Here is a 26,240-nt window from a genome sequence, read left to right on the forward strand (position 1 = left end):
CGCCGTCATTCCGGACAAGCGGCGAAGCCCCGCCGATCCGGAATCCATCGAAGATTTGCGCTCTAAGATGGATTCCGGGTCTGCGCTTCGCGACGCCCGGAATGACGTTGGATGAATGCCCAGAGGGTTCGAGAAGCTTAGAGCCCTGCCGCGAGCCCCTGCTCGACCTCGGCCGGGTCGAATGAGTAGCGCCGGGAGCAGAACTCGCAGGTGACGCCGAGCTTGCCATCATCGGCGATCATCGCGCGGCGGTCCTCGGGCGAGAAGCCGCGCAGCATCGTCAGCACGCGCTCGCGCGAACAGCGGCAGGCCTCGCGGACAAGAACCGGCTCGAAGACACGGGCGCCGCGCTCGTGGAAGAGCCGATAGAGCAGGCGCTCGCTTTCCAGCATCGGGTCGAGCAGCTCGTGGTCCTCGACCGTCTCGACCAGCGAGCGCGCCTCCATCCAGGCATCGTCGCTAATGCCGTCGGGGTCGCTGCTGGTCAGGATCTGATGACCCTCGGGCGCGTCGCCGGGGTGGATGTCGGCCGCGCGCAGGCGGTCGGGCGAATGCGGCATGAACTGGACCAGGATGCCGCCGGCGCGCCATTGCGGCCGGCCGCCCGTCGTGACCGTCCCGACACCCAGCCGCACGCGGGTCGGAATCTGCTCCGACTGCCGGAAATACTGATGCGCCGCCTCTTCCAGCCCCTGCCGCTTCAGCGCGACGATGCCCTGATAGCGGGTCGTCGTCGTTCCCTGGTCGACCGTCATGGCGAGATGGCCCTCGCCGAGCAGCTCGCCGGTCGAAAGCTTGTCGAGCGCGATCGCCTGGGCGAGCTTCGCCTCGTCGATATGGGCGACGGCGCGGAAATTGTCGGGCGCATTGAAGTCGACCACCATCATCGGGATCGCGCCGTCGCTCTTGGTCTGGAGCTGGAAGCGGCCCTCGAACTTCAACGCCGTGCCGAGCAGCACGGTCAGCGCTGCCGCTTCGCCCAGCACGCGCGAGACCGGCGCGGGATAGTTGTGCCGCTCGAGAATCATGTCGATCGACGGGCCCAGCCGCGCCACGCGGCCGCGCACGTCGAGATCGGGCACGGCGAAGGGCACGACCCGATCGTCGAGCCCCACAGTGACCGTGTCGGCGGCGGCCATCAGGCCGCCACTCCGCCGAAGCACCAGGCGAGAATGCCCTTCTGCGCATGCAGCCGGTTCTCGGCCTCGTCGAAGACGGCCGATTGCGGGCCGTCCATGATCTGGTCGGTAACCTCCTCGCCGCGCGAGGCAGGCAGGCAGTGCATGAAGATCGCATCCTTCTCGGCGCGGTCCATCAGCCTCTCGTCGACCTGATAGGGCCGCAGCAGGTTATGGCGCGTGCCTTCCTCGTCACCCATCGAGACCCAGCAATCGGTGATGACGCAATCGGCGCCCTCCACCGCTTCCTCAGGGCGGCTGGTCAGCGAAAGCTTCGCGCCCTGCTTCTTCGCCCAGGCGATCAGGGCCGGGGGCGGCGCGAGCTCCTCAGGCGTCGCGATGGCGAGCTCGAAATCGAGCCGGCCGGCGGCATGGACCCAGGAGGTCAGCACATTGTTGGTGTCGCCGGTCCAGGCGATGCGCTTGCCCTGGATCGAGCCCCTGCGCTCCTCGAAGGTCATGACATCGGCCATCACCTGGCAGGGATGCTGGCGCTTGGTCAGCCCGTTGATCACCGGCACGGTCGCATACTTCGCCATCTCGACCAGCGAATCGTGATCGAGGATGCGGATCATGATCGCATCGACATAGCGCGAGAGCACGCGGGCGGTGTCGGCGATGGTCTCGCGCTCGCCGAGCTCGATCTCATGGCCGGCGACCATCATCGGCGAGCCACCGAGCTCGCGGATGCCGACGTCGAAGGATACGCGCGTACGCAGGGACGGCTGCTCGAAGATCATGGCTATGACCTTGCCTTCGAGCAGGCGGTCGCCCGCGGCCGCCGGTGTGCGACGTCGCGACTTCATCTCCTCGCCGGCGCGCAGGATGGCGCGCAGCTCGCTGCCGGAGAAATCGGAGAGATCGAGGAAATGGCGCGTCACGGGCGCTTCCTTCGCTTCGCTGGGGAGGGTGGGTTGAACTTATTCGGCGGCCGGGCGCTTCAGCGAAGCCTCGACGGCGCCCGCGGCCTTGTCGAGCCGCGATACGGCCTCGGCGACATCCGCCTCGGTGATGATCAGCGGCGGCAGCAGGCGCACGACGTTATCGCCGGCGCCGATCACGAGCAGGCCCTGCGCACGAGCTTCGTTGACGAATTCGGTGTTGGGCGTGTGAAGCTTGAGGCCCAGCATAAGCCCCTCGCCGCGGATCTCGGCGATCACGCCCGGATGCTTGTCCTTGAGCTCGGCCAGCGACTGCTTCAGCCTGAGCGCGATCTGGCCGACGTTCTCGATGAAGCCCGGCGCCAGCACCACGTCGAGCACGGCATTGCCGACCGCCATGGCGAGCGGGTTGCCGCCGAAAGTCGTGCCGTGCGTGCCGAGCGTCATGCCGGAAGCGGCTTCCTCCGTCGCAAGGCAGGCGCCCATCGGGAAGCCGCCGCCGATGCCCTTGGCGATCGACATGATGTCGGGCGTGACGCCGTACCTCTCATAGGCGAAGAACTTGCCGGTACGGCCAACGCCGGTCTGGATCTCGTCGAAGATCAGCAGCAGGCCGTTCTCGTCGCAGAGCTCGCGCAGGAGCTTGAGGAAGCGGGCCGGTACGGAGCGCAAGCCGCCCTCGCCCTGGATCGGCTCGATCATCAGCGCGGCGGTCGCGGGCGTGATCGCCGCCCGCAGCGCCTTCTCGTCGTCGAAAGGCACCTGGTCGAAGCCACCGACCTTGGGGCCGAAGCCGTCGATGTATTTCTGCTGACCGCCGGCGGCGATGGTCGCCAGCGTCCGGCCGTGGAAGGCACCCTCGAAGGTGATGATGTGATAGCGCTCGGGATGGCCCTTCGCGGCGTGGTACTTCCGCGCCATCTTGATGGCGCACTCGTTCGCCTCGGCGCCGGAATTGGTGAAGAAGACGCGCTCGGCGAAGGTCGCCTCGCAGAGGCGGCGGCCGAGCCGCTCACCTTCCGGCGCGCCATAAAGGTTCGAGGTGTGCCAGATCTTGGCAGCCTGCTCGGTCAGCGTCTTGACCAGATGCGGATGCGCGTGGCCGAGCGCGTTGACGGCGATACCGGCGCCGAAATCGAGATAACGCGTGCCGTCAGCGGTGATCGCCCAGGGACCCTCGCCGCGCTCGAAGGCGACGGGGGCGCGGGCATAGGTTGGCACGAGCACGGACTGACTAGCGGAAGCGGGGGCGGGAGCCATGAGACGAAGATCCTCGCGAAGGGGGACGGGGTGAGAACGGATTGGCGCTGAACTGAAGAACGACGATCCGGGATGGATGCTGCAGTCTGCAGCCATGATGAGACCCGGTGACGACGTTATCGTCGCACCCAGCTCCTGACTTCTCGTCGCGCCGTCATCCGCATCGTTCGGGGCCTTGATCCGCAAACATAAGCGCCGCCCGAGCGGGCGGCGTCACCTTGTGGATAAATATGCTTAAGGCGGCCGGAGCTGTCAATTCAAAGCCGCGGCTACGGTGTTGCCGAAAGGATTCGCTTGACGGCGCAATCGCGAATCGCCTGGGGAAAAGCTGTTTTCGGATTCGCCGACTCTTGTTCGCGAGTCACCGCAGCTTGTATGCTTCCTTTCGTCGGATACGACATTTCGTGCGGCGACCCCTGTACCGTCTGTTGCGGCAGCAACAGCCTTGTCTCTAGCGACAAGGCTGACGGTCCCGGATTCCGTCACGAAGCGCCCTTAAAGGCAGGCCTCGCAAGGGCTAGCCGGACAAGACAGGTGATGCGGATGAACGAAGCCGGAGCATGGACTGACGAGCGCGTCGAATTGCTCAAGAAGCTCTGGAGCGACGGGCTGAGTGCCAGCCAGATCGCCGCCGAGCTGGGCAATGTCACACGCAATGCGGTGATCGGAAAGGTTCACCGTCTCGGCCTTTCTGGCCGTGCCAAGAGTGCGGCCCAGCCGGCCGCACCGCGCAATGCCCCTCCCCGCAAGACGCCGCCGCGCTCGCCGAGCCACCCGATGGCGAGCCCAGCCGCACATGCCACGCGCGGCGCCCACGCCTTGGCGCCTGCGTTCGCGCCGGAGGCCGAAATCGAGGCAGAGGCTGCACCGTTGCCTTCCGAGGATGTGGTGATCCCGTTCTCGGAGCGCGTCACCATCATGGAGCTGCGCGAGTATATGTGCCGCTGGCCGATGGGCGACCCGACCAGCCCGGATTTCCGCTTCTGCGGCGCGCGCTCGCAGACCGGCCTGCCCTATTGCAGCCACCACTCGCGCATCGCCTACCAACCCGCCGCCGACCGCCGGCGCGACCGGAGCAAGGCACGAGCCTGATCCGAGAGAGCCATCTCAGAAAAGAAAACCGGCCTTTGGGCCGGTTTTTTGTTGCGTGATCCGAAAGCCCGGTCAGAGCCGGCGCTTGTTCTCCAGAGAACGGCTCCAACGCGAAAGCGCAAAGCAGATCAGCCAGTAGATCGCCCCCGAGAAGGCATAGGCCTCCATGTTCATGCCGACCCAGTTGGGGTCGGCGAGCGAGGCCTGGGCGATGCCGAGCAGGTCGAGGATCGAGACGACCAGCACCAGCGTGGTGTTCTTGATCAGCGCGATGAACTCGTTGGTCATCGCCGGCAGCGAGATGCGCAGCGCCTGCGGCAGGATGATGAGGCCCGTCGCCTTCCAGTAGTTGAGGCCGAGCGCGGTCGCCGCCTCGCGCTGGCCCTTGGGAAGCGCCTGGAGGCCGCCGCGGACCGCTTCCGCCATATAGGCAGCGATGACGAAGCCGAGGCCGATCACGGCGCGCGCCAGCCGGTCGATGCCGATACCGCCGGGCAGGATCAGCGGCAGCAGCAGCGAGGCGAGGAAGATCACCGCGATGATCGGCACGCCGCGCCAGAACTCGATGAAGAGGATGCTGATCAGCCGGATGACGCGCAGCTGCGACTGACGGCCGAGCGCGAAGAGGATGCCGAGCGGAATCGCGATCAGACTCGAATAGATCGAGATGAACAGGGTGAGCGTCAGCCCGCCCCATTCGCGTGTCTCGATGTAGCGCAGCCCAAAGCCGCCCGAGAGCAGCCAGATGCCGAGCGGCGGCAGCAGCACGAGCATGGTGACGCCGAGCTTGAGCCTCAGCCGCTGCGGGGCAAAGACGACGGCGGCGATGCCGAGCAGGAAGGCGATACCGGCGATATCGACGCGCCAGCGCTGGTCTACGGGATAGAGCCCGTACATGAACTGGCCGAAGCGGGCGCGGATGAAGACCCAGCAGGCACCGCCTGGCGCGCAATCGGCCCGGGTCGTGCCGCTCCAGGTCGCGTCGATCAGCGCCCAGCGGATGATCGGCACCGCGACCCAGGCGATCGCGAGCGCCAGCACCACGCTGACGAAGCCGGTGAAGGGCGTGCCGAAGAGGCGCTCGCGCCAGATCGAGAGGGAAGAGGCGCGGTTCATCGCGTCACCAGGGCGATGCGGGCGTTGTACCAGTTCATCAGCGCCGAGACGGCGAGGCCGATGACCAGATAGACGGCGAGCGTCATGGCGATGATCTCGATCGCCTGGCCGGTGTTGTTGAGCGCCGAGCCCATGAACAGGCTGACCACGTCGGGATAGGCGATGGCCGCGCCGAAGGAGGAGTTCTTCAGCACGTTGAGATACTGGTTGGTCATCGGTGGGATCATCACGCGCAGCGCCTGCGGGATGGTGACGAGCCGCAGGATCTGGCCGGAGCGCAGCCCCAGCGCCGACCCGGCCTCGGTCTGGCCGTGCGAGACCGACTGGATGCCACCGCGGACGATCTCGGCGATGAAGCCGGCCGTGTAGGTAACGAGCGCGGCGAGCAGCGCGACGAATTCGGGAATGACGGCGAAGCCGCCGCGATAATTGAAGCCGCGCAGGGCCGGAACATCCCAGCGCGTCGCGAGCGTAGCCCAGACCAGCGCCAGGAGCGGCACGGCGAGGAGCAGGACGAAGCCCGCCGCCAGCGTCGGCGCCTGCTGGCCGGTGCGTTCCCGCCGCCGGCGCGCCCAGACCGAGAAGGCCCCATAGACGAGGACACAGGCGAGGATGACGAGCCCGGCGATGCGGAAATTCTCCATCCCGTCGGGCAACGGGATCGTCACCCCGCGATTGTTGAGGAAGGCGACGCCGAACAGGCTGATGCTCTGGCGCGGCGCCGGCAGGGCGGCGATGACGCCGAAATACCAGAACAGCACGAAGAACAGGAGCGGGATGTTGCGGACGAACTCGATATAGGCGCCGGCGATGGTCGAGACGAGCCAGTGCGAGGATAGCCGCGCGATGCCGACGACGAAGCCGAGCAGCGTCGCCAGCACGATCGCGATCACCGTGACCAGCATGGTGTTGGCGACGCCGACCCAGAACAGTCCGAGAATGTTGTCGGCCTGGGTATAGCCGGTCAGGACGAAGGGCACCTCGATGCCGGAGGTGCGCCAGAGGAAGTCGAAGCCCGAGGCGATGCCGGCCTTGACCATGTTCTCCGAGGCATTGCGCACGAAGAAGACGGTGATGCCGACGAGGAAGACTACGACGGCGATCTGGTAGATCCAGTCGCGGACGCGCTTGTCGTTGATGAAAGACAGGGCCTTGGTCAAGGCGGTCCTCCGGCAAAGGGCGGGGAGGAAAACCAGCCGTCGTTCCGGGCGGAGCGAAGCGGAGACCCGGAATCCATCGTAGAGCACCGAGCTTTGTGATGGATTCCGGATCGGCGCCGCTACGCGGCTTGTCCGGAATGACGGCTGCGCTTCATGTCGGGCGAGACGTCCGAAAGCGCTTCGCTCTCACTGGAAGGGCGGGGTGAAGAGCAGGCCGCCCTTGGTCCAGAGCTGGTTCTGGCCGCGCTCGAGCTTCAGGGCTGAGCCCATGCCGACGGTGCGCTCATAGCTCTCGCCATAGTTCCCGACCTGCTTGATCGCGTTGTACATCCAGTCGTTCGACAGACCCATCATCGCGCCGAAGCCACCCTCGGCACCGAGCAGGCGGCGCACTTCCGAATTCTTGGAGTTCGCCTTCATCTCGTCGACGTTCTTGGAGGTGACGCCGAGCGCCTCGGCCGCGATCGTGCCGTTGAGCACCCAGCGGACGATGAGCTGCCAGCGCTCGTCGCCCCAGCGCGTCACCGGGCCCTGCGGATCGTTCGAGATCGGCTTGGTCAGGATGATGTGCTCATCGGGGACCTTGAGCTTGGCGCGCTGGCCGGCAAGCGCGCCGACGCCCGCCGTATAGGCATCGCAGCGGCCGGAATCATAGGCGGTGATGGCGTCGTCGTTCTTCTGGAAATTGGTGATGGTGACCTTGAGATTGCGCTCGCGGAACCAGTCGGCGGCGTTCTTCTCCTCGGTCGAGCCGGCGGCGACGCAGACCGAGGCGCCGTCGAGGCCCTCGGCTTCCTTCACGCCGGTGGACTTGCGGACGATGAAGGTCTGGCCCTCGTAGAAGTTGATGCCCTGGAAGTTGAGGCCGAGCGTGGCGTTGCGCGAGAAGGTGATGGTCGAGTTGCGCGAGAGCACGTCGACCTGGCCCGATTGCAGGATCGGCCAGCGCTGCTGCACCGAGGTCGGCGTGTACTTCACCTTGCTGGCGTCGCCGAGGACGGCGGCGGCAAGCGCCTTGCAGTAGTCGACGTCGAGGCCGCTCCACTCGCCCTTGTCATTGGCGAAGGAGAAGCCGGGCAGGCCGAGATGCACGCCGCATTCGAGATTGCCGCGCGCCTTCACCGCATCCAGCGTCGGGCTCGGGGCAAGCTGCTGTGCCTGAGCGAAGGAGATTCCGGCGGCAAGCATCGCCGCCACGCTCAAAGTCCTGATAGTCATATCCGTCTCCCCGAAGCCATTGGCGGCTTTCTGCGCTGGAGGCCGGACTATGCAACAGCCGCGCCCAAAGCGATAGCGCCCGACACGATCTCACGCGAGAGCATTGCCGGAACCCTGTCGAAGGCTGTCAGGAGGTGCGCGCCGCGGCGACGAGCCAGTCCCGAAAGCGCCGCACCGCCGGCTTCTGAAGAGCTTCCGCCGTGCCGACGGCGTAGTAGGCAAGCTGCGTCGGCCATTGCACGGCAATCGCCTGCCGCAGCCTCCCGCTGCGCAGTTCGTCATCGGCATAAACGTCGCGGACGAGCGCCAGGCCCTGCCCGGCGGCGGCGGCCCTGACCAGCAGATGGTCGTCGGAAAAGGACGGCCCCTTGAGCTCGCGCGACACCGGCACGCCCTGGGCTGCGAGCCAGAGCCGCCAGTCGGCCCGGTCGATGTCGTGCAGCAGGGAGAAGGCAAGGCAGTCGGCTGGAGATGCGATCGGGGGATGAGCGCCCAGCAAGGCGGGGCTCGCCACCACGATCAGCTCCGGCGCCATCAGCCAGATGGTCTCCAGACCGGGGTAGTCGCCGAGGCCGTGGCGGATCGCGAGATCGATCGGCTCGCGCTTCAAATCGACGACGCGGTTGTCGGTCTCCAGCGCGATGTCGATGCCGGGATTGAGTCGCGTGAAATCGGCCAGACGAGGCACCAGCCAGTTCGCGGCGAAGGATGCCAACGTGGTGATCGTGACCCGGCCGGAGGGCGACGCCGTCAATTCCCGGCCGACCGCCTCGATCCTGCGAAACGGCCCGTCTAGGGCATCCATGAGCTTGCGGCCGGCAGCCGTCAGCTCGACGCCGGCCTGCGTGCGCTGGAACAGCCGACGCCCGGCGCCTTCCTCCAGCTCGCGAATCCGTTGGCTGATCGCGCCCGGCGTCAGCGCCATCTGCTCGGCCGCGTCGCGCATCCGGCCGACGCGCGCCACGGCGACGAAGGTGTGCAGCAGAGAGAGTCGAATGGTCATGAGCGTGTTTAGCACAGCTAAACACGAAACGAGAAACCATCGTTTGCCGGAGGAGGCGTGCGGCGCGATGGCTGGCGGACGATCCGAGGAAACCGACTATGTCCGACCCACGCTCCCGCTTTACCTTCCTGCCCTGGCTTCTGGTGGGCTTCGGCTTCCTGGCGCTGGCCATCTCGTTCTCGGCGCGCGCGACGCTCGGGCTGGTGATGCCGCTGCTGATGCAGGAATTCGGCTGGTCGCGCAGCTTCATCTCGGGTGCAGCCGCAGCGACGCTGCTGGTGATGGCGCTGACCGCCCCCTTCGCCGGCCATGCCGCCGACCGCTATGGCGTCCGCGTCACGCTGACGGGCGGCCTGCTTCTGGTCGGGATAGGCTGCCTCATCGTCGCTTCGAGCAACCATCCAGTCGTCTTCCTGCTCGGTTTCTCCGGCATTGCCGCGGTCGGCTTCGGCTTCGTTGCGACCCATGTCGTCTCGACGGCGATCGCCCGGCTGTTCGACGAAAATCGCGGCCTTGCGACGGGTATCGCGACCTCGGGAGCGACGGGCGGGCAATTCCTGATCGTGCCGCTGATCGCCGTGCTGCTGGCGACGCTGAGCTGGCGCTGGAGCTTCCTGGCCGTCGGCATCGGCTGCCTGACGCTGGCGCCGCTGCTGTGGTGGACCCTGTCGGGCAAGAATGCGCCGGCGGCCCCCGTACAGCGTGCCGAAGCGCATACGCTCTCGACCGATCTGCGCTTCGTCCTGCGCCAGCCGGCCTTCCACATCCTGTTCTGGAGCTTCCTGATCTGCGGCTACACTACGGCCGGCGTGATCGAGACCCATCTCATCCCCTATGCCGCCTTCTGCGGCTTCGGCCCGGTCCCGAGCGCGGCGGCCTATGGCCTGCTCTCCGCCGTCAACCTCGCGGGCATGGTCGCGGCCGGCTGGCTGACCGACCGGGTCAACCGCGTGGCGCTGCTGGGCTCGATCTATCTGCTGCGGGGTTTGAGCTTCCTCCTGCTCATGCGCGTCGGGGCCGATTACGAGACGCTGGTCGCTTTCGCCGTGCTGTTCGGCGCGGTCGACTATGCGACGATCCCGGTCACGGCGAGCCTCGCCGCCAGCCATCTCGGCCTGCGCGTGATGGGGCTCAGCATGGGGCTGATCTCGGCCGGCCATTCGGTCGGCGCAGCCGCCGGTGCCTTCCTGGGCGGCTATCTCGTCGACCTCAGCGCGCGCTACGACTGGGTCTGGCTCAGTTCCGTCGCGCTTGCGCTGATGGCCGGCGCCCTGGTGTTCGTGATGCGGGAACAGCCGCGGGCGCAGGCCGTGCCGGCCTGATCCGGACAGGTGCTGGCTTGGTTCAGTTGCCGAACACGGTGTTGAGCTGGGTGCCGACCATGATGAAGGTGGTACGCTTCGACATCTCCTTCAGGCGGACCGCGCCGATATAGGTCATCGCAGAGCGCACGCCGCCCATGAGCTCCTGCATCGTGCCCTCGACCGGGCCGCGATAGGGCACCTCGACGGTCTTGCCCTCGGATGCCCGGTACTTGGCGACGCCGCCGGAGTACTTGTTCATCGCCGTGTCGGAGGACATGCCGTAGAAGGTCATGGCAACCGGCACCTTCTCGCCGTCGCGCTCCTCGTAGCGGATCTCGCCCTCGCATTCGTCGTGGCCGGCGAGCATGCCGCCCATCATCACGAAATCCGAGCCGCCGCCGAAGGCCTTGGCGACGTCGCCCGGCACTGTCAGGCCGCCATCGCCACAGACCAGCCCCTTCAGCCCGTGCGCGGCATCGGAGCATTCGATGATCGCCGAGAGCTGCGGGTAACCGACGCCGGTCATCTTGCGGGTGGTGCAGACCGAGCCGGGACCGATGCCAACCTTGACGATATCCGCGCCGGCGAGGATCAGCGCCTCGGTCATGTCGCCGGTGACGACATTGCCCGCCATGATCGCGGCATCGGGGAAGGCGGCGCGCGTCGACTTGACCGTATCGACGAACTTCTCGGTGTAGCCATTGGCGACGTCGAGACAGATCTTGCTGATCGGCGACTGGGCGTGAACCGCCTTGAGCTTGTCATGGTCGGTGTCGGTCGTGCCAAGTGAGTAGAAGGCGTTGGCTGAGCCCGGCTCGCGGAAGAAGGCGATCAGCTCCTCGGCGCTGTAGTGCTTGTGCAGCGCGACCATGGCGCCGTGCTTCAGCAGCGCCCGCGCCATGCTCATCGTGCCGACCACGTCCATGTTGGCGGCGATCAGCGGGAAACCCTTCCACTCCTTGCCGGTATGGGCAAAGCGGAAGCTGCGCTCGACATCGACTTCGGCGCGGCTGCCGAGCGTCGAGCGCTTCGGACGGATCAGCACGTCGCGGAAGTCGAGCTTCGGGTCGTTTTCGATGCGCATGATTGGCCTCTGGTGGCGTTCCGGGGTGGCTGGAGCCGGAATCCCGAGGGCTGTTGCTCGGGTGACGCACGCGAAAGAGGCGTGCGCCGATTCATAGCGCCCTGGCCCCCGTCGATGCAATGCTGGTCCGGGCGAGGCTCAGGCCGAAGCAGGTGAGACCGGCGGCCGCGCGTTCTTGCGGATGGTGTAGAGCGTCGCCCCGATCACGATGACGGCGCCGATCCAGGTGGTGAGCGCCGGAATCTCGGCGAAGAAGACGAAGCCGGTGAAGCTCGCCAGCAGCAGGCGGCTGAAATCGAGCGGCGCCAGCGCTGCCGCCTCGCCGACCTGATAGGCGCGGGTGATGAGCCATTGCCCGGCCGTGCCGAACACGCTCAGGATGACCAGCCAGAACCACTGGTTCGGTGTCGGCGGTTGCCACCAGAGCCAGCAGGGCAGGGCGAGCAGAGCGATCAGCACGATGCCCTGATAGAGCAGGATGGTGTCCGTGCGCTCGCTCGCCGCGAGCTTGCGGACGCTGACGGTGATGCCGGCGCCGAAGATGGCCCCGGCGACGGAAAGCAGCGCATAGACGTCGAGCCCCTCGGAACTGGGGCGCAGCATGATCAGCACGCCGATGAAGCCGATGATCGTCGCGGCCCAGCGGCGGCCATCGACCGCCTCCTTCAGCACCAGAACCGCGGCGATGGTGACGAAGAGCACCTGGCTGAAACCGATCGCCGTCGCCTGGGCGAGCGGTATCCTGACCACGGCGGTGAAGCCGCAAAGCATGGAGAGCAGCGTGATCACGCTGCGGAAGATCTGCAGGCCGAGACGCTCCGTATGCAGCGCCCGGCGCAGGCTGCCGGCCGCGAAGGCGAGCAGGATCGCGGTCATGATCACCTGCCGGATCAGCAGGATCTGCACCAGCGGAACGGCCTGGCCGACATGCTTGATGCCGGCGACCATCACCGCATAGACCAGCAAGGCCGAGATCATGAAGACGGAGCCGCGCAGATTGGGGCTGGCGCCACGCCACCAGTGCCGCAGCCGGCGCAGAGACGGCCTCGGACCGCTGGGCACTTCCGAGAGGACGATCGGATCGGGCTCGTCAGGTGTGACCAACTTGTCGGAGAGCGGCGACGCAGCCGCCTCCTGCCAGGCGGGCGCTTCGCCTTCCACATCCGTCCGGCTTTGCCGGCCGGCCTGCCGATCCTCGCTCATCGCCCCCGACCCGGCCGGCCTTGAGGTCGACCCCGCGTTTCTCTTTGCGCAAATCATTGATGAAGCGCGTCAATCCGGCCAATGAGAAAGGCACATGGCCGGGTTGTGCCGGCGGCGCGGCCGGAGCGGGGCCGGCATTCGCGGCCGGGGGTGGGCAGCCGCACGAACAGGCTCTAGGAGGGCACTGTTTCACGTCCCGGAGCACGAGCTTGAAGGTTCTGATCGAGGATTTCGCGAACGGGATTCGGGCGCTGGCGCCGAGCCGCTTTCCTTATCGGCGCTTCGCTCTGGCGCTGGCACTCGGCGGGCTCGGGGGCTGGCTGTTCGTGCAGGCGCGACTGCCCCTGCCGTGGATGCTGGGCTCGATGGTATTCTGCACGGCGGCGGCCCTGATCAAGCTGCCGGTCGCCGCCCCGCCGGTGATCCGGCCGCCGATGACGGCGGTGATCGGCGTGATGCTCGGCGCATCGTTCAAGCCGGATGTCGTGGCGCAGCTGCCGAACTGGCTGCCGACGCTGGCCGGGCTCGTGCTGTTCATGGTCGCCTGCGGCCTGTGCTGCGTCGGCTATTTCCGCCGCGTTGCCGGATTCGACCCGGTCACCGCCTTCTTCTCCGGCATGCCGGGCGGTCTCGTCGAGATGGTGACGGTCGGCGAGGAGAAGGGCGGCGATGCCCGCATCATCGCCCTGATCCACTCTGCCCGCATCCTGCTGGTGGTGATGACCCTGCCCTTCATCGTGCAATGGATCGGTGGCGTTTCGCTCGGCGGCGGGCGTGTCGCCGGCCCATCTTTCGCACAGACACCTCTCGGCTCCGAGCTCTGGCTGATCGGTTGCGGCATCTTCGGCGTAATGGCCGGCCATTGGCTAAAATTGCCGGCTAAATATCTGCTTGGACCGATGCTGATGAGCGCGATCGTCCATGTCACCGGCCTCAGCGCGGCAGTGCCGCCGGCCGAGATCGTCAATGCGGCGCAGCTCGTGCTCGGCGTCACCATCGGCTGCCGCTTTGTCGGCACGGCGCCCAGCATCATCCTGCGCGTGCTGCTGCTCTCCGTCGGCTCGACCGTGATCCTGCTCGCCCTGACGCTGAGCTTCGCCTGGCTGGTGGCGCTGGTTTCAGTCCACGGCCATGTGCCGCTGATCCTCGCCTATTCGCCAGGCGGCCTCGCCGAGATGAGCCTGATCGCGCTGGCGCTGCACACCGAAGTCGCCTTCGTCGCAGCGCACCACATCATCCGCGTCTTCCTGGTCATGGTCTCGGCCGGGCCGATCTTCGGGCTGATCGGCCGCCGCCGCGAGAAGACCGCGCCGGCGGAATAGCGCCGACTCAGCCGGCTGCGGTGGCCGGGCTATGCAGCCCCTCGGACAATTCTGCCATCGTCCCTAACGTCTCGCATGACCGATCGGCGCTGACCACCGAAATGGAAGCGTCCTCTGGCCGGTGCCGATCAGCGACGCTAGAGACGGATTCACCGATCAGGTTGAATCAACCTGATCGGTGAATCCGTCTCTAAACTCAAATGAGAGAACGCGTTCTCCGATCTGACTGCGTTGCAGTCAGATCGGAGCGTGCTCTAGGGTGGTTCGAACGACATCCGGGAGGCTCAGGGGCATGAACCAAATCGATTTAAAGAACCGCGTGGCCATCGTCACCGGCGGGGCTCAGGGAATTGGCCGGGCCGTCGCCAAGCGCTTCGCCGCCAGCGGCGCGACGGTCGCGATCTGGGACGTCGACGGAGCGCTCGCAGAGAAGGCCGCTGCCGAGATCGGTCATGGCGCCGTCGGCGTCGCTGTGGACGTGACGGACGCCGCCGCCGTGCAGAAGGCGAGCGACGTACTGGAGGCGAAGCACGGCAGCGTCGATATCCTCGTCACCAGCGCCGGCATCGCCGGCCCCAACCACAAGACCTGGGAATACCCGCTCGAGGACTGGGCCCGCGTCATGCGGCTCAATGTCGACGGCACCCTGCATTGTTGCCGGTCGGTCATTCCCGGCATGGTCAAGCGCAACTACGGCCGCATCGTTCTCGTCGCCTCGATCGCCGGCAAGGAAGGCAACCCCAACGCCTCGGCCTATTCGGCCTCGAAGGCGGCGGTGATCGCGCTGACCAAGTCGCTCGGCAAGGAGCTCGCCGACAAGGACATCGCCGTGAATTGCATCACCCCGGCCGCCGCACGCACCCGCATCTTCGACCAGATGAGCGAGGAGCACATCGGCTACATGCTGGCGAAGATTCCGCGCGGGCGCTTCCTGCTGCCGGAGGAGGTCGCCTCGATGGTCGCCTTCCTGGCCTCGGCGGAGAACAGCTTCACCACCGCCGGCGTCTTCGACCTCTCAGGCGGACGGGCGACCTACTGAAGCAAATGCCGAAGATGGAGCTGCGCCGGCCAGGAGGATTTCCCTACAGCATTTTCGAGCGAAGTGGGTACCGGTTCGCGTAAAGAAAATGCGACAAAACAAGGAGATGGAGCATTTCCGCGATTCAGAGAAACGCGGAAATGCTCTAGCTTCGGCGCAGCGTCGGAAGGCCCGCGCCACGCCCTGCGCCAGATCGACGCACAAATATCTTGATCATGTTTACGCCCCGGTAAGGCTCTCTTTTCACCCTGAAGGGGCAAAAGGAGATGAAACGATGATCAAGATGGCGCTCTCAACGACCGCTCTTGTCCTGCTGACGGCCTCGGCAGCTCAGGCTGTCACCGCCAAATCGCTCGGACAGTTCAGCGACTGGAGCGCGGCGACCTATGAGCAGGGCGATACGCAGCGTTGCTTCATCATGAGCACACCATCGACCGAAGAACCTTCCAGCTTGCGCCATGGAGAGGTGTTCTTCTTCGTGCAGACCGGCGGCAGCGACAGCAATACCGAATCGAGCTTCCAGACCGGTTACGACTTCGCCAAGAACTCGATCGTCACCGTCACCATCGGCGACGACAGCTTCCGCATGCTGACCGAGGGCAACAATGCCTGGCTCGAACGGCTCGAACGCGAGCCGGCGCTGCTCGCCGCGATGCGGGCCGGCAACAGCATGGTGCTGGAAGCGCGCTCCGCCCGCGGCAACGCCACGACCTACACCTTCTCGCTCGCCGGCGTCACAGCCGCCTCCCGCATGATGCAGCGCTGCAATGCCGGCGCGGCGCAGAGCTAGGGTCTGTCGTCATTATGGCTGGTGTTCTGATCGGGCCAAAATGCCCGAAAGCACGGAGGCGCCCGCAGCCCGATGCCCTAGGCATCGGGCAAGGGACCGACACAGCTGTCGGGCATTTTCGCCCGACCCCGAAGGGGCGCGGGCCTTTTGGGCGGCGTCAGAACACCAGCCATAATGACGACAGACCCTAGAACAGGACCTTTGCGAAAAACCGGTTCCCACTTTTTCGTATCCTGCACTAACGTCGCGCCATGACGCAGACGCTTCCTTCCGCCGCCGTCCTCGGTGCCCGTGCCTTTGCCGCACTTGCAGGCCTCAACCGGTTCAGCGACGAGCCGGGCAAGCTGACGCGGCTCTATCTTTCACCCGCGCACAGACAGGCGGCGGAGTGGGTCAAGGGCGCCATGGAAGTCGCGGGGCTCACCGCCTTCATCGATGCCGCCGGCTCGGTGCAGGGGCGGCGTGAGGGCACGGTGCCCGGCGCGCCTGCCGTGCTGATCGGCTCGCATATCGACACGGTGAAGGATGGCGGTCGCTTCGACGGCAATCTCGGTGTCGTCGCCGGCATCCTCGCCGCGCAGGCGCTACGCGATGCGGGGATCAGCCTGCCCTTCCCGCTCGAGGTCGTGGGCTTCGGCGACGAGGAGAACGTGCGCTTCCCGACGCATCTCTCGACCTCGGAAGCGCTGGCAGGCGCTTATGATCCGGCCTGGCTGGAAGCGCGCGACAGCGAGGGCGTGAGGCTCGGCGATGCCCTCGTCGCCTTCGGCGGAAACCCCAATGGCATTGCTGCCCTCGCACGCAAGCCCGGCTCGATCCAGGCCTATCTCGAAGTCCATATCGAGCAGGGCCCGGTGCTGGAGGCGCAGAACGAGCCGGTCGGCATCGTCACCGCCATCAACGCCCAGAGCCGGGCTCGGGTGCGCGTCACCGGCGAGGCCGGCCATGCCGGTACCGTGCCGATGGCGCTGCGCAAGGACGCGCTGACGGCGTCCGCCGAGATGGCACTTGCGCTGGAGCAGATCGCGGCCGGACATGAGCTCGCCGTAGGCACGGTCGGCGTGCTCAGGCCCGAGCCCGGCGCGACCAATGTCGTCCCCGGCGCGGCTGAGTTCTCCATCGATTTCCGCGCACCGAAAAACGAGACGCTCGCAGCGATGGAAACCGCGATCCGCAGCCGCTTCGCCGAGATCGCGGCACGCCGCGGCGTCGGGCTCGAGATCGTGCCCTATGCGAAGGCCGATGCCGTTCCGATGGAGCCGCGCCTGCAGGACGCCTTCGCGGCCGGCATCGCCAGGACCGGCAGCAATATCGCGGGCCGCAAGCTTCCATCCGGGGCCGGGCATGACGCCATGACCATGGCGGCGATCGCGCCGGCGGCCATGCTGTTCGTGCGCAACGAAAAGGGCATCAGCCATTCGCCGTTGGAGAACATGAGCGAGGAAGACGCCGGCATCGCGATCAAGGTCCTGATCGAAACGCTTCTGGAACTGGCTGAACGCTCAAAGTAGAAGAATTCCAGCCGCGACACCGCGCACCATTCCGCAAGGGGCCGGAAAGGCCTAGGAGAGGCGCGCCGCAGGAGGCTGGCCATGGATTTCGAGAGTTTCTTCCGTAGCGAACTGGACGGGCTGCACCGCGAAGGCCGCTATCGCGTCTTCGCCGATCTGGAGCGCCGGGCCGGCCGCTTCCCGATTGCGACCTATCATGGCGAGGACGGCCCGCGCGAGGTCACCGTCTGGTGCTCGAACGACTATCTCGGCATGGGGCAGCATCCAAAGGTGCTTGCCGCGATGCATGAAGCGCTCGACGGCTGCGGCGCCGGCGCAGGCGGCACCCGCAATATCGGCGGCACCAATCACTACCACGTCCTGCTGGAGCGCGAGCTCGCCGACCTGCACGGCAAGGAAGCGGCGCTGCTGTTCAACTCCGGCTACATGTCGAACTGGGCTTCGCTCTCGACGCTCGCAGCCAAGCTTCCGGGCTGCGTCATCCTGACGGACGCGCTCAACCATGCCTCGATGATCGAGGGCATCCGGCATTCGCGCGTCGAGAAGCATATCTTCGCCCATAACGACCCGGACGATCTGCGCCGCAAGCTCGCCGCGCTCGATCCGGCCCGGCCGAAGCTGATCGCCTTCGAGTCGGTCTATTCGATGGATGGCGACATCGCGCCGATCGAGGAATTCTGCGACATCGCCGACGAATTCGGCGCGATGACCTATCTCGATGAGGTCCATGCCGTCGGGCTCTATGGCCCCCGCGGCGGCGGCATCTCCCAGCGCGACGGCCTTACCGATCGCCTGACCCTGATCCAGGGCACGTTGGCGAAATCCTTCGGCGTGATCGGTGGCTACATCACCGGTTCGGCCGCGCTCTGCGACTTCATCCGCAGCTTCGCCTCCGGCTTCATCTTCTCAAGCTCGCTGCCGCCGGCGGTGGCGGCCGGCGCCATCGCAGCGATCCGGCATCTCAAGGAGAGCTCGGCGGAGCGTGAGCGCCAGCAGGATCGCGTCGCGGCGCTGCGCGGCAAGCTCGACGCGGCCGGCATCCCGCATCTGGCCAATCCCAGCCATATCGTGCCGGTGATGGTCGGGGAGGCGAAGGCCTGCAAGGCGATCAGCGACGAGCTGCTGGCGCGCTTCGACATCTATGTCCAGCCGATCAACTACCCGACCGTGCCGCGCGGCACCGAGCGGCTCAGGATCACGCCCTCGCCGTTCCATTCCGACGCCGATATCGACCGCCTGGTCGCCGCGCTCAGCGCGATCTGGGCGCGGGACGGGCTGAAGCGGGCGGCTTAGCGGCGGCCCATTGTCTCCTGTCTCAGACACCGGAAGTCGTCGGTGCGGACGGCACGGGAGAAGCGCGGGGAACCCCTCTCCTGTAAGGAGAGGGGTAGGGGTGAGGTGTAGGCCCTTCGACCAGTAAAGCGCGTCCTGGCCGCGGCGGTGGTCAGGTCATGGCCTTTGCTTCCGACGGCCTACCCCTCACCCTGCCCTCTCCCTCCGGGAGAGGGTTCCCCGCGGTTCCTCACCCATTCGTCACGAGATGCTCGGGTCGAGCCCGAGCATGACGCGCGATTGGATCAAAGATTGAACACGCGGTGGGGGACGAATTCGCCGTTCTCGACCGAGCCGGTCGCGATCAGCGTGCCGGCGCAGGTTGCGTAGGCCGCTGCCAGCTCGATCGGCGCCCCGGCGCCGCGCAGCAGCGCGCTCTGGCCCCGCTTGATGCGGGCGGCGGCATCGCGGTGGATCACGATCTCCGGGATCAGCGTCAGCGCCGCCTTGACCGGCTGGAGGGCCGTCAGAGCGCTCTCCGGGCTTTCCCGCAGCATCTCGACGCTGGCGGCTTCACCGACCGTGAAGGGCCCGACACGGGTGCGGCGCAGATGCGCGACATGGCCGAGGCAGCCGAGCGCGAGACCGAGATCGCGGGCGATGGCGCGGACATAGGTGCCCTTGCCGCACTCCGCCTCGAAGGTCGTGGTGGCGCCGTCGTGGCTGACGATCGAAAGCGCGTCGATCTCGACGGGCCTCGCCTCCAGCTCGACCTCCTCGCCGTCGCGGGCGAGGTCATAGGCCCGCTCGCCGGCGATCTTGATCGCCGAGAATTTGGGCGGCGTCTGCAGGATCGTGCCGGTGAAGCGCGGCAGCAGCGCCGCGATCGCAGCCTCGTCCGGGCGCTTCTCCGAGGTCGCGATAACCCGGCCCTCGGTATCGTCGGTATCGGTCTGCGTGCCCCAGGCCACGGTGAACTGATAGGCCTTGCGGCCGTCCATGACGAAGGGAACGGTCTTGGTCGCCTCGCCCAGCGCGATCGGCAGCAGGCCGGACGCCAGTGGATCGAGCGTGCCGGCATGCCCGGCCTTGCGGGCCGAGAAGGCGCGCTTCACGACGCTGACCGCATGGGTCGAGGTCATGCCGACCGGCTTGTCGAGCACGACCCAGCCATGGACGTCACGCTTCTTCGGACGCGGCGCCGGGGCACTCTCCGGGGTCGGAACGGCTTCGGGGTTGCTCTCAGCGGTCATCGTCACGGTCGTCGTCTTGGTCGATCTTGAGGGGCTGGCGCAGCGTGTCGCGGCGGACCTGCTCGGAATCGAGCAGCGCGTCGATGCGCTCGGCTTCCGCGAAGCTCTCATCGGCGCGGAAGCGGATGTCCGGCGCGTATTTCAGGTTCACCCGGTGCGCGATCTCGCCGCGGATATAACGCTTGTGGCCGTCCAGCGCCTTGAGCACCGGGGCGACGTCCTGCCCGCCGAGCGGCATGATGTAGGCGGTGGCGAGCTTGAGATCGGGCGAGAGGCGCACTTCGGGCACGGTGACGACATGCTTCGCCAGTACATCGTCATGGATGTCGCCGCGCGAGAGCATGTCGGCAAGGGCGTGTCGGATCAGTTCGCCGACGCGCAGCTGCCGTTGGGACGGACCGGAAGGTTTTGCAGGTTTGGCCATGGTTCTCGTTCTCCGGGATCGGACCGGAACAAACGTCACGGTCGGGCTTGACCCGACTGTCTCTTCGAAGATGAGGCGCCTAACGCGCTCTTCTCGTCACGAGATGGCCGGGTCAAGCCCGGCCATGACGCGCTGTTTCAGGAAGCGGAGCCCTTACAGGCTGCGCTTGATCTCTTCGACGCGATAGCACTCGATCACGTCGCCGACGCGCATGTCCTGGTAGTTCTCGAAGGCCATGCCGCATTCCTGGCCGGCCACGACTTCCTTGGCGTCGTCCTTGAAGCGCTTGAGCTGGCCGAGCTTGCCTTCGTGAACCACGACGTTGTCGCGGATCAGGCGGACATTGGCACCGCGCTCGATCGTGCCGTCGGTGACGCGGCAGCCGGCGATCTTGCCGACCTTCGAGACGTTGAAGATTTCGAGGATCGTCGCGTTGCCGAGCATGGTCTCGCGCAGGGTCGGCGCCAGCAGGCCCGACATCGCGTCCTTCACATCATCCATGAGGTTATAGATGATGTTGTAGTAGCGGATCTCGACGCCAGCCCGCTCCGCCGCCTCGCGCGCTTCCTTGTGCGCACGGACGTTGAAGCCGACCACGACCGCGCCCGAAGCCTGGGCGAGTGTAACGTCCGACTCGGTGATGGCGCCGACGCCCGAGGAGAGCACGCGAGCGCGCACCTCGTCGTTGCCGACCTTTTCAAGCGCTCCGACAATGGCTTCCACCGAGCCCTGCACGTCGCCCTTGACGACCAGCGGGAACTCCTTGCGGCCAGCGCCTTCCTTGAGCTCGCGCATCATCTCGGCAAGCGAACGGCCGGCGCCGGAGGCGGCGCCACGGGCGGCCTGGCGGTCGCGGCGCTGACGCTCGCGATACTCGGTGATCTCGCGGGCACGTGCTTCCGACTCGACCACCGCGACGCGATCGCCGGCCTCGGGCGTGCCGTTGAAGCCGAGCACCTCGACCGGCATGGAGGGCGGAGCCTCCTTCACCTGGGCGCCGGTATCGGCGATGAGCGCACGGACGCGGCCCCATTCGGCACCCGCCACGACGATGTCGCCGGTGCGCAGCGTGCCACGCTGGACGAGCACGGTCGCGACCGGGCCACGGCCGCGATCGAGCTTGGCCTCGATGACCGTGCCTTCGGCGGCGCGGTGCGGATTGGCCTTGAGCTCGAGAACCTCGGCCTGCAGCGAGATCGCTTCCAGCAGCTTGTCGAGATTCTGCCCGGTCTTGGCCGAGACCTCGACCTCGAGCGTCTCACCGCCGAGCGTTTCGACCTGGATCTCGTATTGCAGCAGCTCGGCGCGGACGCGGTCCGGGTTGGCGTCGGCCTTGTCGACCTTGTTGATCGCCACGATCAGAGGCACGCCGGCAGCCTTGGCGTGGTGGATCGCCTCGGCCGTCTGCGGCATGACGCCGTCATCGGCCGCCACGACCAGCACGACGATATCCGTCACCTTGGCGCCGCGGGCGCGCATCGCCGTGAAGGCGGCGTGGCCGGGCGTGTCGATGAACGTCACCTTGCTGCCCAGCGGCGTCGTCACCTGATAGGCGCCGATGTGCTGGGTGATGCCGCCGGCCTCGCCGGTGACGACCTTGGTCTTGCGGATAGCGTCGAGCAGCGAGGTCTTGCCGTGGTCGACATGGCCCATGATGGTCACGACCGACGGCCGCGGCTCCAGGGTCTCGTCGGTATCCGGCGTGTCGAACAGGCCTTCCTCGACGTCGGATTCGGCGACGCGCTTGACGGAGTGCCCCATCTCCTCGGCGATGAGCTGGGCGGTGTCGGCATCGATCACGTCGGTGATCTTGTGCATCGCGCCCTGCTTCATCAGCAGGCGGATGACGTCGACGCCGCGCTCCGCCATGCGGTTGGCGAGCTCCTGGATGGTGATCGTCTCGGGGATCGTCACCTCGCGCATCACGCGCTCTTTCTGCGCGTCGGAAGCCCGGTGGCCGGTCATGCGCTGCACGCGACGGCGGAAGGACGCGACCGAACGTGTCCGCTCGTCGTCGCCGCCCGTGGCGGTCGCCAGCGTCAGGCGGCCACGCGGCTTGTCGTTGCTGGTCTTCGGCGTCTTGGGCGCCGCCGGAGCGGGACCACGGCCGGCGCCGGCACCCAAGCCGGGACGGCGGAAAGCGGCCTTGACATCGACGTCATCCGAGCGATTGCGCGGGGCGCCGCTCGACGGCGGAGCCTGGCGGGTCGGACGAGCGACGGCCGGCTCTGCCGGAGCCGACGAATCCATGCGTGGCGGACGCGGCGAATCGGAACGCGGCGGACGGGAGTCCAGCCGCGGCGGACGCGCGCCGACATCACGCCCGGGGCCGGGCGAGCGCGGCGTGAACTCACGCGGACCGGACGGGGCCGGGCGGCCGTAATACTGGGTCGGCTGCGGCGCAGGAGCGGCGGCCTGGGGAGCGGGCTCGCGCGGCGCGGCAGGGGGAGCGGCCGGGCGGGGCGCATGGTCCTCGCGCTGGCGCACGACGCTCTCGGCGCGACGCTTCTGCTCGTCCTCTTGACGGCGACGCTCTTCCTCCTGGCGCTGGCGGGCGGCGGCGGCTTCACGCTCCTGGCGCTCGCGCTCAATGGCGGCGGCGCGCTGGCGCGCCTCCTCTTCAGCGACGCGGCGCGCCTCGGCCTCAGTGCTGCGGGCTTCGGCAAGCGCGCGCTGACGCGCGTCCTTCTCCTCGTCGGAGAGCGTGCGCAGCAGCATGCTGCCAGCCGGGCGCTGAGGCGCCTGCGGGCTCGGCGCGGCAGGGCGCGGCAGGGCCGCCTGCGGGGCAGGAGCCTGCGGAGCGCGTGGCGCGACGGGTTCCTTCACCTCGTGGCCGGCGGCGCGGCGCTTGACCTCGACGACGACCTGCTTCGAACGCCCATGCGAGAAGCTCTGGCGAACAGTGCTCTGCTCGACAGGCCGCTTCAGCGACAGGGTCTTGGGCGGGTTGACGGTCAAAGTCTTGTCGCCCGGGTTTTTGGTATCGGTCATTCCGCGTTCGGTCCTGCCGGTTCGGTCGTGTCTTCAATATCGTTCTGGTCGGATGCGGCGGTATCGTCCGTCCGGTACCGGACGAGCCGACGCCAGCGCGAGAGGACGCCCTCGGCCGCTGGTCCCGGAGCAAGCGCGGCATGTATCACATGTGCGCGCCCCAACGCCAATTCCAAATCCGCCGCCGTGAAAATCGCGACGACGGGCAATTCGCGGGCCTTGAGCCCTTCGGCCTCGCGGGCCGCAGCCAACCGGCGTACGGCTTGGCCGATCTTGCGCTTGCCGTCCTCGGCGCCATCGCTTGCGGCGATCACTGCCAGACAACGGCCGGTTTCGATCTGCGCCTCGACCTTGGCGAAGCCGGCGGTGACGAGTCCGGCCTTATTGGCCATCGCCAGCGCCTGCAGCGTGTCGCGGTACATCAGCCCGTCGATCATATCCGGCAAATCCGCCGGAACCGCGACCTTCGCCTTGAGCGAACGCTCGAAGGCTTTCCGCTTGATCGCCTCGACAACAATCTTGCGGCTCAAGCTCGCCCAGACGCCGCGGCCAGGCAGCTTGCGCCGCAGATCCGGCACGAGCACCCCGTCGGGCCCGGCGACGAAGCGGATCAGGTCGTCAGGTGCCTTGACGGCCCGCGTGACCACGCAGCTCCGCTCCGGCCCTTCCTTCTGCGCCGCCTTCACCGCGACAGCCCCGCTCAGGCCTCGGCCTCCTCGCCGGCTTCCGCCTCAGGCTCCTCGGCCGGCGCCTCGATCCAGCCGGCGTGGATGCGCGCAGCCATGATGATGGCCTCGGCATCCTGACGGGAGAGATCAAAGCCGTCGAGATAGCCGGCATGGCGGGTCGCCTCGCCGTCCTTGCGCTCGGTCCAACCAACCAGATCGTCCGTGGCGCAACCCGCGAGATCCTCGACGGTCTTCACATCGTTCTCGCCGAGCGCGACCATCATCGAAGTGGTGACGCCCTCGACCTCGCGCAAGGCATCCTCGACGCCGAGCGCCCGACGCTTCTCGTCGAGCTCAGCCTCGATAGCGGCGAGGTGTTCCTGCGCGCGGTTCTGGATCTCGCCCGCCGTCTCCTCGTCGAAGCCCTCGATCGAGGCGAGCTCGGCAAGCTCGACATAGGCGAGCTCCTCGACATTGCGGAAGCCTTCCGAGGCCAGCAGCTGGCCGACCGTCTCGTCGACGTTCAGCGCGTTCATGAACAGCTCGGTGCGCTGCACGAACTCCTTCTGGCGACGCTCCGACTCTTCCTGCTCGGTCAGGATGTCGATGTCCCAGCCGGTGAGCTGCGAGGCGAGGCGCACATTCTGGCCGCGGCGGCCGATGGCGAGCGAGAGCTGCTCGTCCGGCACGACGACCTCGATCTTGTCGGCCTCCTCGTCGAGCACCACCTTGGCGACCTCGGCCGGCTGCAGCGCATTGACGACGAAGGTCGCGACATCCGGCGACCACGGGATGATGTCGATCTTCTCGCCCTGCAGCTCGCCGACCACGGCCTGCACGCGCGAGCCGCGCATGCCGACGCAGGCGCCGACCGGATCGATCGAGGAATCGCGGCTGATGACGGCGATCTTGGCGCGCGAGCCCGGATCGCGGGCGACAGCTTTGACTTCAACGATGCCGTCATAGATCTCCGGCACTTCCTGGCCGAAGAGCTTGGCCATGAACTGCGGATGGGTGCGCGACAGGAAGATCTGCGGACCGCGCGGCTCGCGACGCACGTCGTAGACATAGGCGCGGGCACGATCGCCGACCTTGAAGGTCTCGCGCGGGATCATCTCGTCGCGGCGGATGATGGCTTCGCCACGGCCGAGATCGACGAAGACGTTGCCGTATTCGACGCGCTTGACCGCGCCGTTGACGATCTCGCCGATGCGATCCTTGTACTCGTCGTACTGGCGGTCGCGCTCAGCCTCGCGCACCTTCTGGACGATGACCTGCTTGGCCGACTGGGCGGCGATGCGGCCGAAATCGAAGGGCGGCAGCGGATCGGCGATGACGTCGCCGACCTGGGCGGCCGGGTTGTGGCGCTTGGCCTCGTCGACGGTGATTTCGACCGCCGGGTTCTCGACGGTCTCGACGACCTGAAGATGGCGGGCGAGGCGCAACTCCCCGGTCTTGGTGTTGATCTCGGCGTGGACGTCGGTCTCGGCGCCGTAGCGCGAGCGGGCGGCCTTGGCGATGGCGTCCTGCATGGCGTCGACGACGATCTGACGATCGATCGACTTCTCGCGCGCGACCGCGTCGGCGATCTGCAGCAGTTCGAGCCTGTTGGCGCTGACGACCATGACGCTCACTCCTCTTCGTTATTGTCTTCGTGCGGAGCCGGTCCGCGGGCATTCTTGCCCGGCCGCGGTCCCAGCGATTTGCCTCGGCCCTTCTTCGGGCTGGCGATCTCATCGGCGGCCGGCATCTCCGGCGGCAGGCCGGACTTGCCGCGACGCAGCGATTCGGTGACGAGCGCATCGGTCAGCAGCAGGCGCGCCTCGGCGATCAGCCGCATCGGAATGGCGACGTCGCGCTCTTCCTCGCTCTTGGCGTCGTCCCGCGTCAGCAGCGCGTCCTGACCGGAAGCACCGCGCAGGATGCCACGGAAACGCTTGCGGCCGGCGACGGGCTCACTCGTATCGATCTTGGCGAGGTGACCGGCCCAGCGCTCGAAATCGCTCGCGCGCACCAACGGCCGGTCGATCCCCGGCGACGAGATCTCGAGATGATAAGCTGCCTGAATGGGATCGTCGACGTCGAGCGCCGGCGAGATCGCCTGGCTGATCTCCTCGCAGCCCTCGACGGTCATCGAGCCGTCCGGCTTCTCGGCCATGATCTGTACGGTGCAGCCGTTCTGACCGGTGACGCGCACGCGCACCAGCCGGTAGCCAAGATCGACGATCGCCGGCTCGACGATCGCGGCGACGCGCGCAGCCACGCCGCCCTCGACGACGAGGCGCGCTTCCTGATCGGGCGCTGCTTTCGGTTCGCTTGGTTCGTTCATGGTCCGGGCCGTCCCGTCTGCCTCCGGCGGGTTGCGGCCAATAAAAAAGAGCGGGCCGGCCGGCCCGCTCTTGATCATCGGCGTTAACCGATACCAGAGCTGTTGGCCGCTATTTAGTCCGCATCGCCTCGATATGCAAGCT

The 26,240-nt window shown here is 67.1% G+C and carries 22 protein-coding genes; 7 read left to right on the plus strand and 15 right to left on the minus strand.

Translation table 11 applies throughout. The features are described from left to right. Positions 1–137: 137 nt before the first annotated feature. Genes FQV39_RS19410 through FQV39_RS19420 form a run of 3 tightly spaced genes read right to left on the minus strand, consistent with a single transcriptional unit; the run spans position 138 to position 3,319 of the window. On the minus strand, positions 138–1,139 hold the full coding sequence (locus tag FQV39_RS19410) for an Hsp33 family molecular chaperone (RefSeq protein WP_149131785.1): 1,002 nt from the start codon (positions 1,137–1,139) through the stop codon (positions 138–140). Further along, positions 1,139–2,059: an ornithine carbamoyltransferase gene (gene argF, locus FQV39_RS19415; protein WP_149131786.1), complete on the minus strand. Its 921-nt coding sequence runs from the start codon at positions 2,057–2,059 to the stop codon at positions 1,139–1,141. The genes FQV39_RS19410 and argF overlap by 1 nt, the downstream gene beginning before the upstream one ends. A gap of 39 nt (positions 2,060–2,098) precedes the next feature. Next, on the minus strand, positions 2,099–3,319 hold the full coding sequence (locus FQV39_RS19420; protein ID WP_149131787.1) for an aspartate aminotransferase family protein: 1,221 nt from the start codon (positions 3,317–3,319) through the stop codon (positions 2,099–2,101). Positions 3,320–3,862: 543 nt separating this feature from the next. Between FQV39_RS19420 and FQV39_RS19425 the strand changes: the two genes are divergently transcribed. After that, a complete protein-coding gene (locus tag FQV39_RS19425; protein WP_149131788.1) occupies positions 3,863–4,411 on the plus strand; it encodes a GcrA family cell cycle regulator in 549 nt (182 codons plus the stop codon). Positions 4,412–4,483: 72 nt separating this feature from the next. On the opposite strand, the gene FQV39_RS19430 is transcribed toward FQV39_RS19425, so the two are convergent. The 4 genes from FQV39_RS19430 to FQV39_RS19445 form a co-directional block, all read right to left on the minus strand. Then, a complete protein-coding gene (locus FQV39_RS19430; RefSeq protein ID WP_149131789.1) occupies positions 4,484–5,527 on the minus strand; it encodes an amino acid ABC transporter permease in 1,044 nt (347 codons plus the stop codon). Next, entirely contained in the window at positions 5,524–6,687 is a 1,164-nt protein-coding gene (locus FQV39_RS19435; protein WP_149131790.1) for an amino acid ABC transporter permease, read from the minus strand. Before FQV39_RS19435 ends, FQV39_RS19430 begins: the two co-directional genes overlap by 4 nt. Before the next feature lie 186 nt (positions 6,688–6,873). Continuing rightward, a complete protein-coding gene (locus tag FQV39_RS19440; RefSeq protein WP_149131791.1) occupies positions 6,874–7,905 on the minus strand; it encodes an amino acid ABC transporter substrate-binding protein in 1,032 nt (343 codons plus the stop codon). Positions 7,906–8,032: 127 nt separating this feature from the next. Then, positions 8,033–8,908 carry a LysR substrate-binding domain-containing protein gene (locus FQV39_RS19445; protein ID WP_149131792.1) on the minus strand — a complete coding sequence of 292 codons (876 nt, stop codon included), beginning with the start codon at positions 8,906–8,908 and terminating at the stop codon, positions 8,033–8,035. Between the two features lie 98 nt (positions 8,909–9,006). On the opposite strand from FQV39_RS19445, the gene FQV39_RS19450 reads away from it, so the two are divergent. Next, complete coding sequence (locus FQV39_RS19450) at positions 9,007–10,230, plus strand: MFS transporter (RefSeq protein ID WP_149131793.1); 1,224 nt, start codon at positions 9,007–9,009, stop codon at positions 10,228–10,230. Between the two features lie 22 nt (positions 10,231–10,252). Here the strand turns inward: FQV39_RS19450 and FQV39_RS19455 are convergent, their stop codons facing one another. Both FQV39_RS19455 and FQV39_RS19460 read right to left on the minus strand, forming a co-directional pair. Then, entirely contained in the window at positions 10,253–11,296 is a 1,044-nt protein-coding gene (locus FQV39_RS19455; RefSeq protein ID WP_149131794.1) for a GMP reductase, read from the minus strand. Positions 11,297–11,434: 138 nt separating this feature from the next. After that, positions 11,435–12,499 (minus strand): DMT family transporter, encoded by a 1,065-nt coding sequence (locus tag FQV39_RS19460; RefSeq protein WP_187639990.1) that lies wholly within the window; start codon positions 12,497–12,499, stop codon positions 11,435–11,437. A gap of 209 nt (positions 12,500–12,708) precedes the next feature. On the opposite strand from FQV39_RS19460, the gene FQV39_RS19465 reads away from it, so the two are divergent. From FQV39_RS19465 to hemA, 5 genes are all read left to right on the plus strand, one after another. Beyond that, entirely contained in the window at positions 12,709–13,821 is a 1,113-nt protein-coding gene (locus tag FQV39_RS19465; RefSeq protein WP_248313068.1) for an AbrB family transcriptional regulator, read from the plus strand. A gap of 292 nt (positions 13,822–14,113) precedes the next feature. Beyond that, positions 14,114–14,860 carry an SDR family NAD(P)-dependent oxidoreductase gene (locus tag FQV39_RS19470; RefSeq protein ID WP_149131797.1) on the plus strand — a complete coding sequence of 249 codons (747 nt, stop codon included), beginning with the start codon at positions 14,114–14,116 and terminating at the stop codon, positions 14,858–14,860. A 274-nt stretch (positions 14,861–15,134) separates the two neighbouring features. Next, complete coding sequence (locus tag FQV39_RS19475) at positions 15,135–15,650, plus strand: invasion associated locus B family protein (RefSeq protein WP_248313069.1); 516 nt, start codon at positions 15,135–15,137, stop codon at positions 15,648–15,650. Positions 15,651–15,901: 251 nt separating this feature from the next. Next, entirely contained in the window at positions 15,902–17,161 is a 1,260-nt protein-coding gene (locus FQV39_RS19480) for an allantoate amidohydrolase (protein ID WP_149131798.1), read from the plus strand. 81 nt (positions 17,162–17,242) lie between these two features. Further along, a complete protein-coding gene (gene hemA / locus FQV39_RS19485) occupies positions 17,243–18,454 on the plus strand; it encodes a 5-aminolevulinate synthase (RefSeq protein ID WP_149131799.1) in 1,212 nt (403 codons plus the stop codon). Positions 18,455–18,738: 284 nt separating this feature from the next. Here hemA and truB read toward each other — a convergent pair whose 3' ends face one another. The 6 genes from truB to rimP form a co-directional block, all read right to left on the minus strand. Continuing rightward, positions 18,739–19,686 carry a tRNA pseudouridine(55) synthase TruB gene (gene truB / locus FQV39_RS19490; protein ID WP_149133935.1) on the minus strand — a complete coding sequence of 316 codons (948 nt, stop codon included), beginning with the start codon at positions 19,684–19,686 and terminating at the stop codon, positions 18,739–18,741. Further along, positions 19,676–20,110 carry a 30S ribosome-binding factor RbfA gene (gene rbfA / locus FQV39_RS19495; RefSeq protein ID WP_149131800.1) on the minus strand — a complete coding sequence of 145 codons (435 nt, stop codon included), beginning with the start codon at positions 20,108–20,110 and terminating at the stop codon, positions 19,676–19,678. Before rbfA ends, truB begins: the two co-directional genes overlap by 11 nt. Positions 20,111–20,263: 153 nt before the next feature. Then, the gene (gene infB / locus FQV39_RS19500; protein ID WP_149131801.1) at positions 20,264–23,101 is read right to left on the minus strand and encodes a translation initiation factor IF-2; all 2,838 of its coding nucleotides are present in this window, start codon (positions 23,099–23,101) and stop codon (positions 20,264–20,266) included. Continuing rightward, positions 23,098–23,787: an RNA-binding protein gene (locus FQV39_RS19505; RefSeq protein WP_282570088.1), complete on the minus strand. Its 690-nt coding sequence runs from the start codon at positions 23,785–23,787 to the stop codon at positions 23,098–23,100. The genes infB and FQV39_RS19505 overlap by 4 nt, the downstream gene beginning before the upstream one ends. A gap of 14 nt (positions 23,788–23,801) precedes the next feature. Beyond that, positions 23,802–25,394: a transcription termination factor NusA gene (nusA, locus tag FQV39_RS19510; RefSeq protein WP_149131803.1), complete on the minus strand. Its 1,593-nt coding sequence runs from the start codon at positions 25,392–25,394 to the stop codon at positions 23,802–23,804. A 5-nt stretch (positions 25,395–25,399) separates the two neighbouring features. Beyond that, on the minus strand, positions 25,400–26,098 hold the full coding sequence (rimP, locus tag FQV39_RS19515; protein WP_248313071.1) for a ribosome maturation factor RimP: 699 nt from the start codon (positions 26,096–26,098) through the stop codon (positions 25,400–25,402). Positions 26,099–26,240: the final 142 nt, after the last annotated feature.

Source organism: Bosea sp. F3-2, assembly GCF_008253865.1.
Classification (GTDB): domain Bacteria; phylum Pseudomonadota; class Alphaproteobacteria; order Rhizobiales; family Beijerinckiaceae; genus Allobosea.

What these genes read in the sequence shown, in the direction of transcription:
- FQV39_RS19470 (WP_149131797.1), top strand. Translation starts at nt 14,114, where the DNA reads ATGAACCAAATCGATTTAAAGAACCGCGTGGCCATCGTCACCGGCGGG.
- FQV39_RS19425 (WP_149131788.1), top strand. Translation starts at nt 3,863, where the DNA reads ATGAACGAAGCCGGAGCATGGACTGACGAGCGCGTCGAATTGCTCAAG.
- nusA (WP_149131803.1), bottom strand. Translation starts at nt 25,394, where the DNA reads ATGGTCGTCAGCGCCAACAGGCTCGAACTGCTGCAGATCGCCGACGCG.
- truB (WP_149133935.1), bottom strand. Translation starts at nt 19,686, where the DNA reads ATGACCGCTGAGAGCAACCCCGAAGCCGTTCCGACCCCGGAGAGTGCC.
- FQV39_RS19420 (WP_149131787.1), bottom strand. Translation starts at nt 3,319, where the DNA reads ATGGCTCCCGCCCCCGCTTCCGCTAGTCAGTCCGTGCTCGTGCCAACC.
- FQV39_RS19480 (WP_149131798.1), top strand. Translation starts at nt 15,902, where the DNA reads ATGACGCAGACGCTTCCTTCCGCCGCCGTCCTCGGTGCCCGTGCCTTT.
- FQV39_RS19410 (WP_149131785.1), bottom strand. Translation starts at nt 1,139, where the DNA reads ATGGCCGCCGCCGACACGGTCACTGTGGGGCTCGACGATCGGGTCGTG.
- FQV39_RS19475 (WP_248313069.1), top strand. Translation starts at nt 15,135, where the DNA reads ATGATCAAGATGGCGCTCTCAACGACCGCTCTTGTCCTGCTGACGGCC.
- hemA (WP_149131799.1), top strand. Translation starts at nt 17,243, where the DNA reads ATGGATTTCGAGAGTTTCTTCCGTAGCGAACTGGACGGGCTGCACCGC.
- FQV39_RS19460 (WP_187639990.1), bottom strand. Translation starts at nt 12,499, where the DNA reads ATGAGCGAGGATCGGCAGGCCGGCCGGCAAAGCCGGACGGATGTGGAA.
- infB (WP_149131801.1), bottom strand. Translation starts at nt 23,101, where the DNA reads ATGACCGATACCAAAAACCCGGGCGACAAGACTTTGACCGTCAACCCG.
- FQV39_RS19445 (WP_149131792.1), bottom strand. Translation starts at nt 8,908, where the DNA reads ATGACCATTCGACTCTCTCTGCTGCACACCTTCGTCGCCGTGGCGCGC.
- FQV39_RS19455 (WP_149131794.1), bottom strand. Translation starts at nt 11,296, where the DNA reads ATGCGCATCGAAAACGACCCGAAGCTCGACTTCCGCGACGTGCTGATC.
- FQV39_RS19450 (WP_149131793.1), top strand. Translation starts at nt 9,007, where the DNA reads ATGTCCGACCCACGCTCCCGCTTTACCTTCCTGCCCTGGCTTCTGGTG.
- FQV39_RS19440 (WP_149131791.1), bottom strand. Translation starts at nt 7,905, where the DNA reads ATGACTATCAGGACTTTGAGCGTGGCGGCGATGCTTGCCGCCGGAATC.
- FQV39_RS19430 (WP_149131789.1), bottom strand. Translation starts at nt 5,527, where the DNA reads ATGAACCGCGCCTCTTCCCTCTCGATCTGGCGCGAGCGCCTCTTCGGC.
- rimP (WP_248313071.1), bottom strand. Translation starts at nt 26,098, where the DNA reads ATGAACGAACCAAGCGAACCGAAAGCAGCGCCCGATCAGGAAGCGCGC.
- rbfA (WP_149131800.1), bottom strand. Translation starts at nt 20,110, where the DNA reads ATGGCCAAACCTGCAAAACCTTCCGGTCCGTCCCAACGGCAGCTGCGC.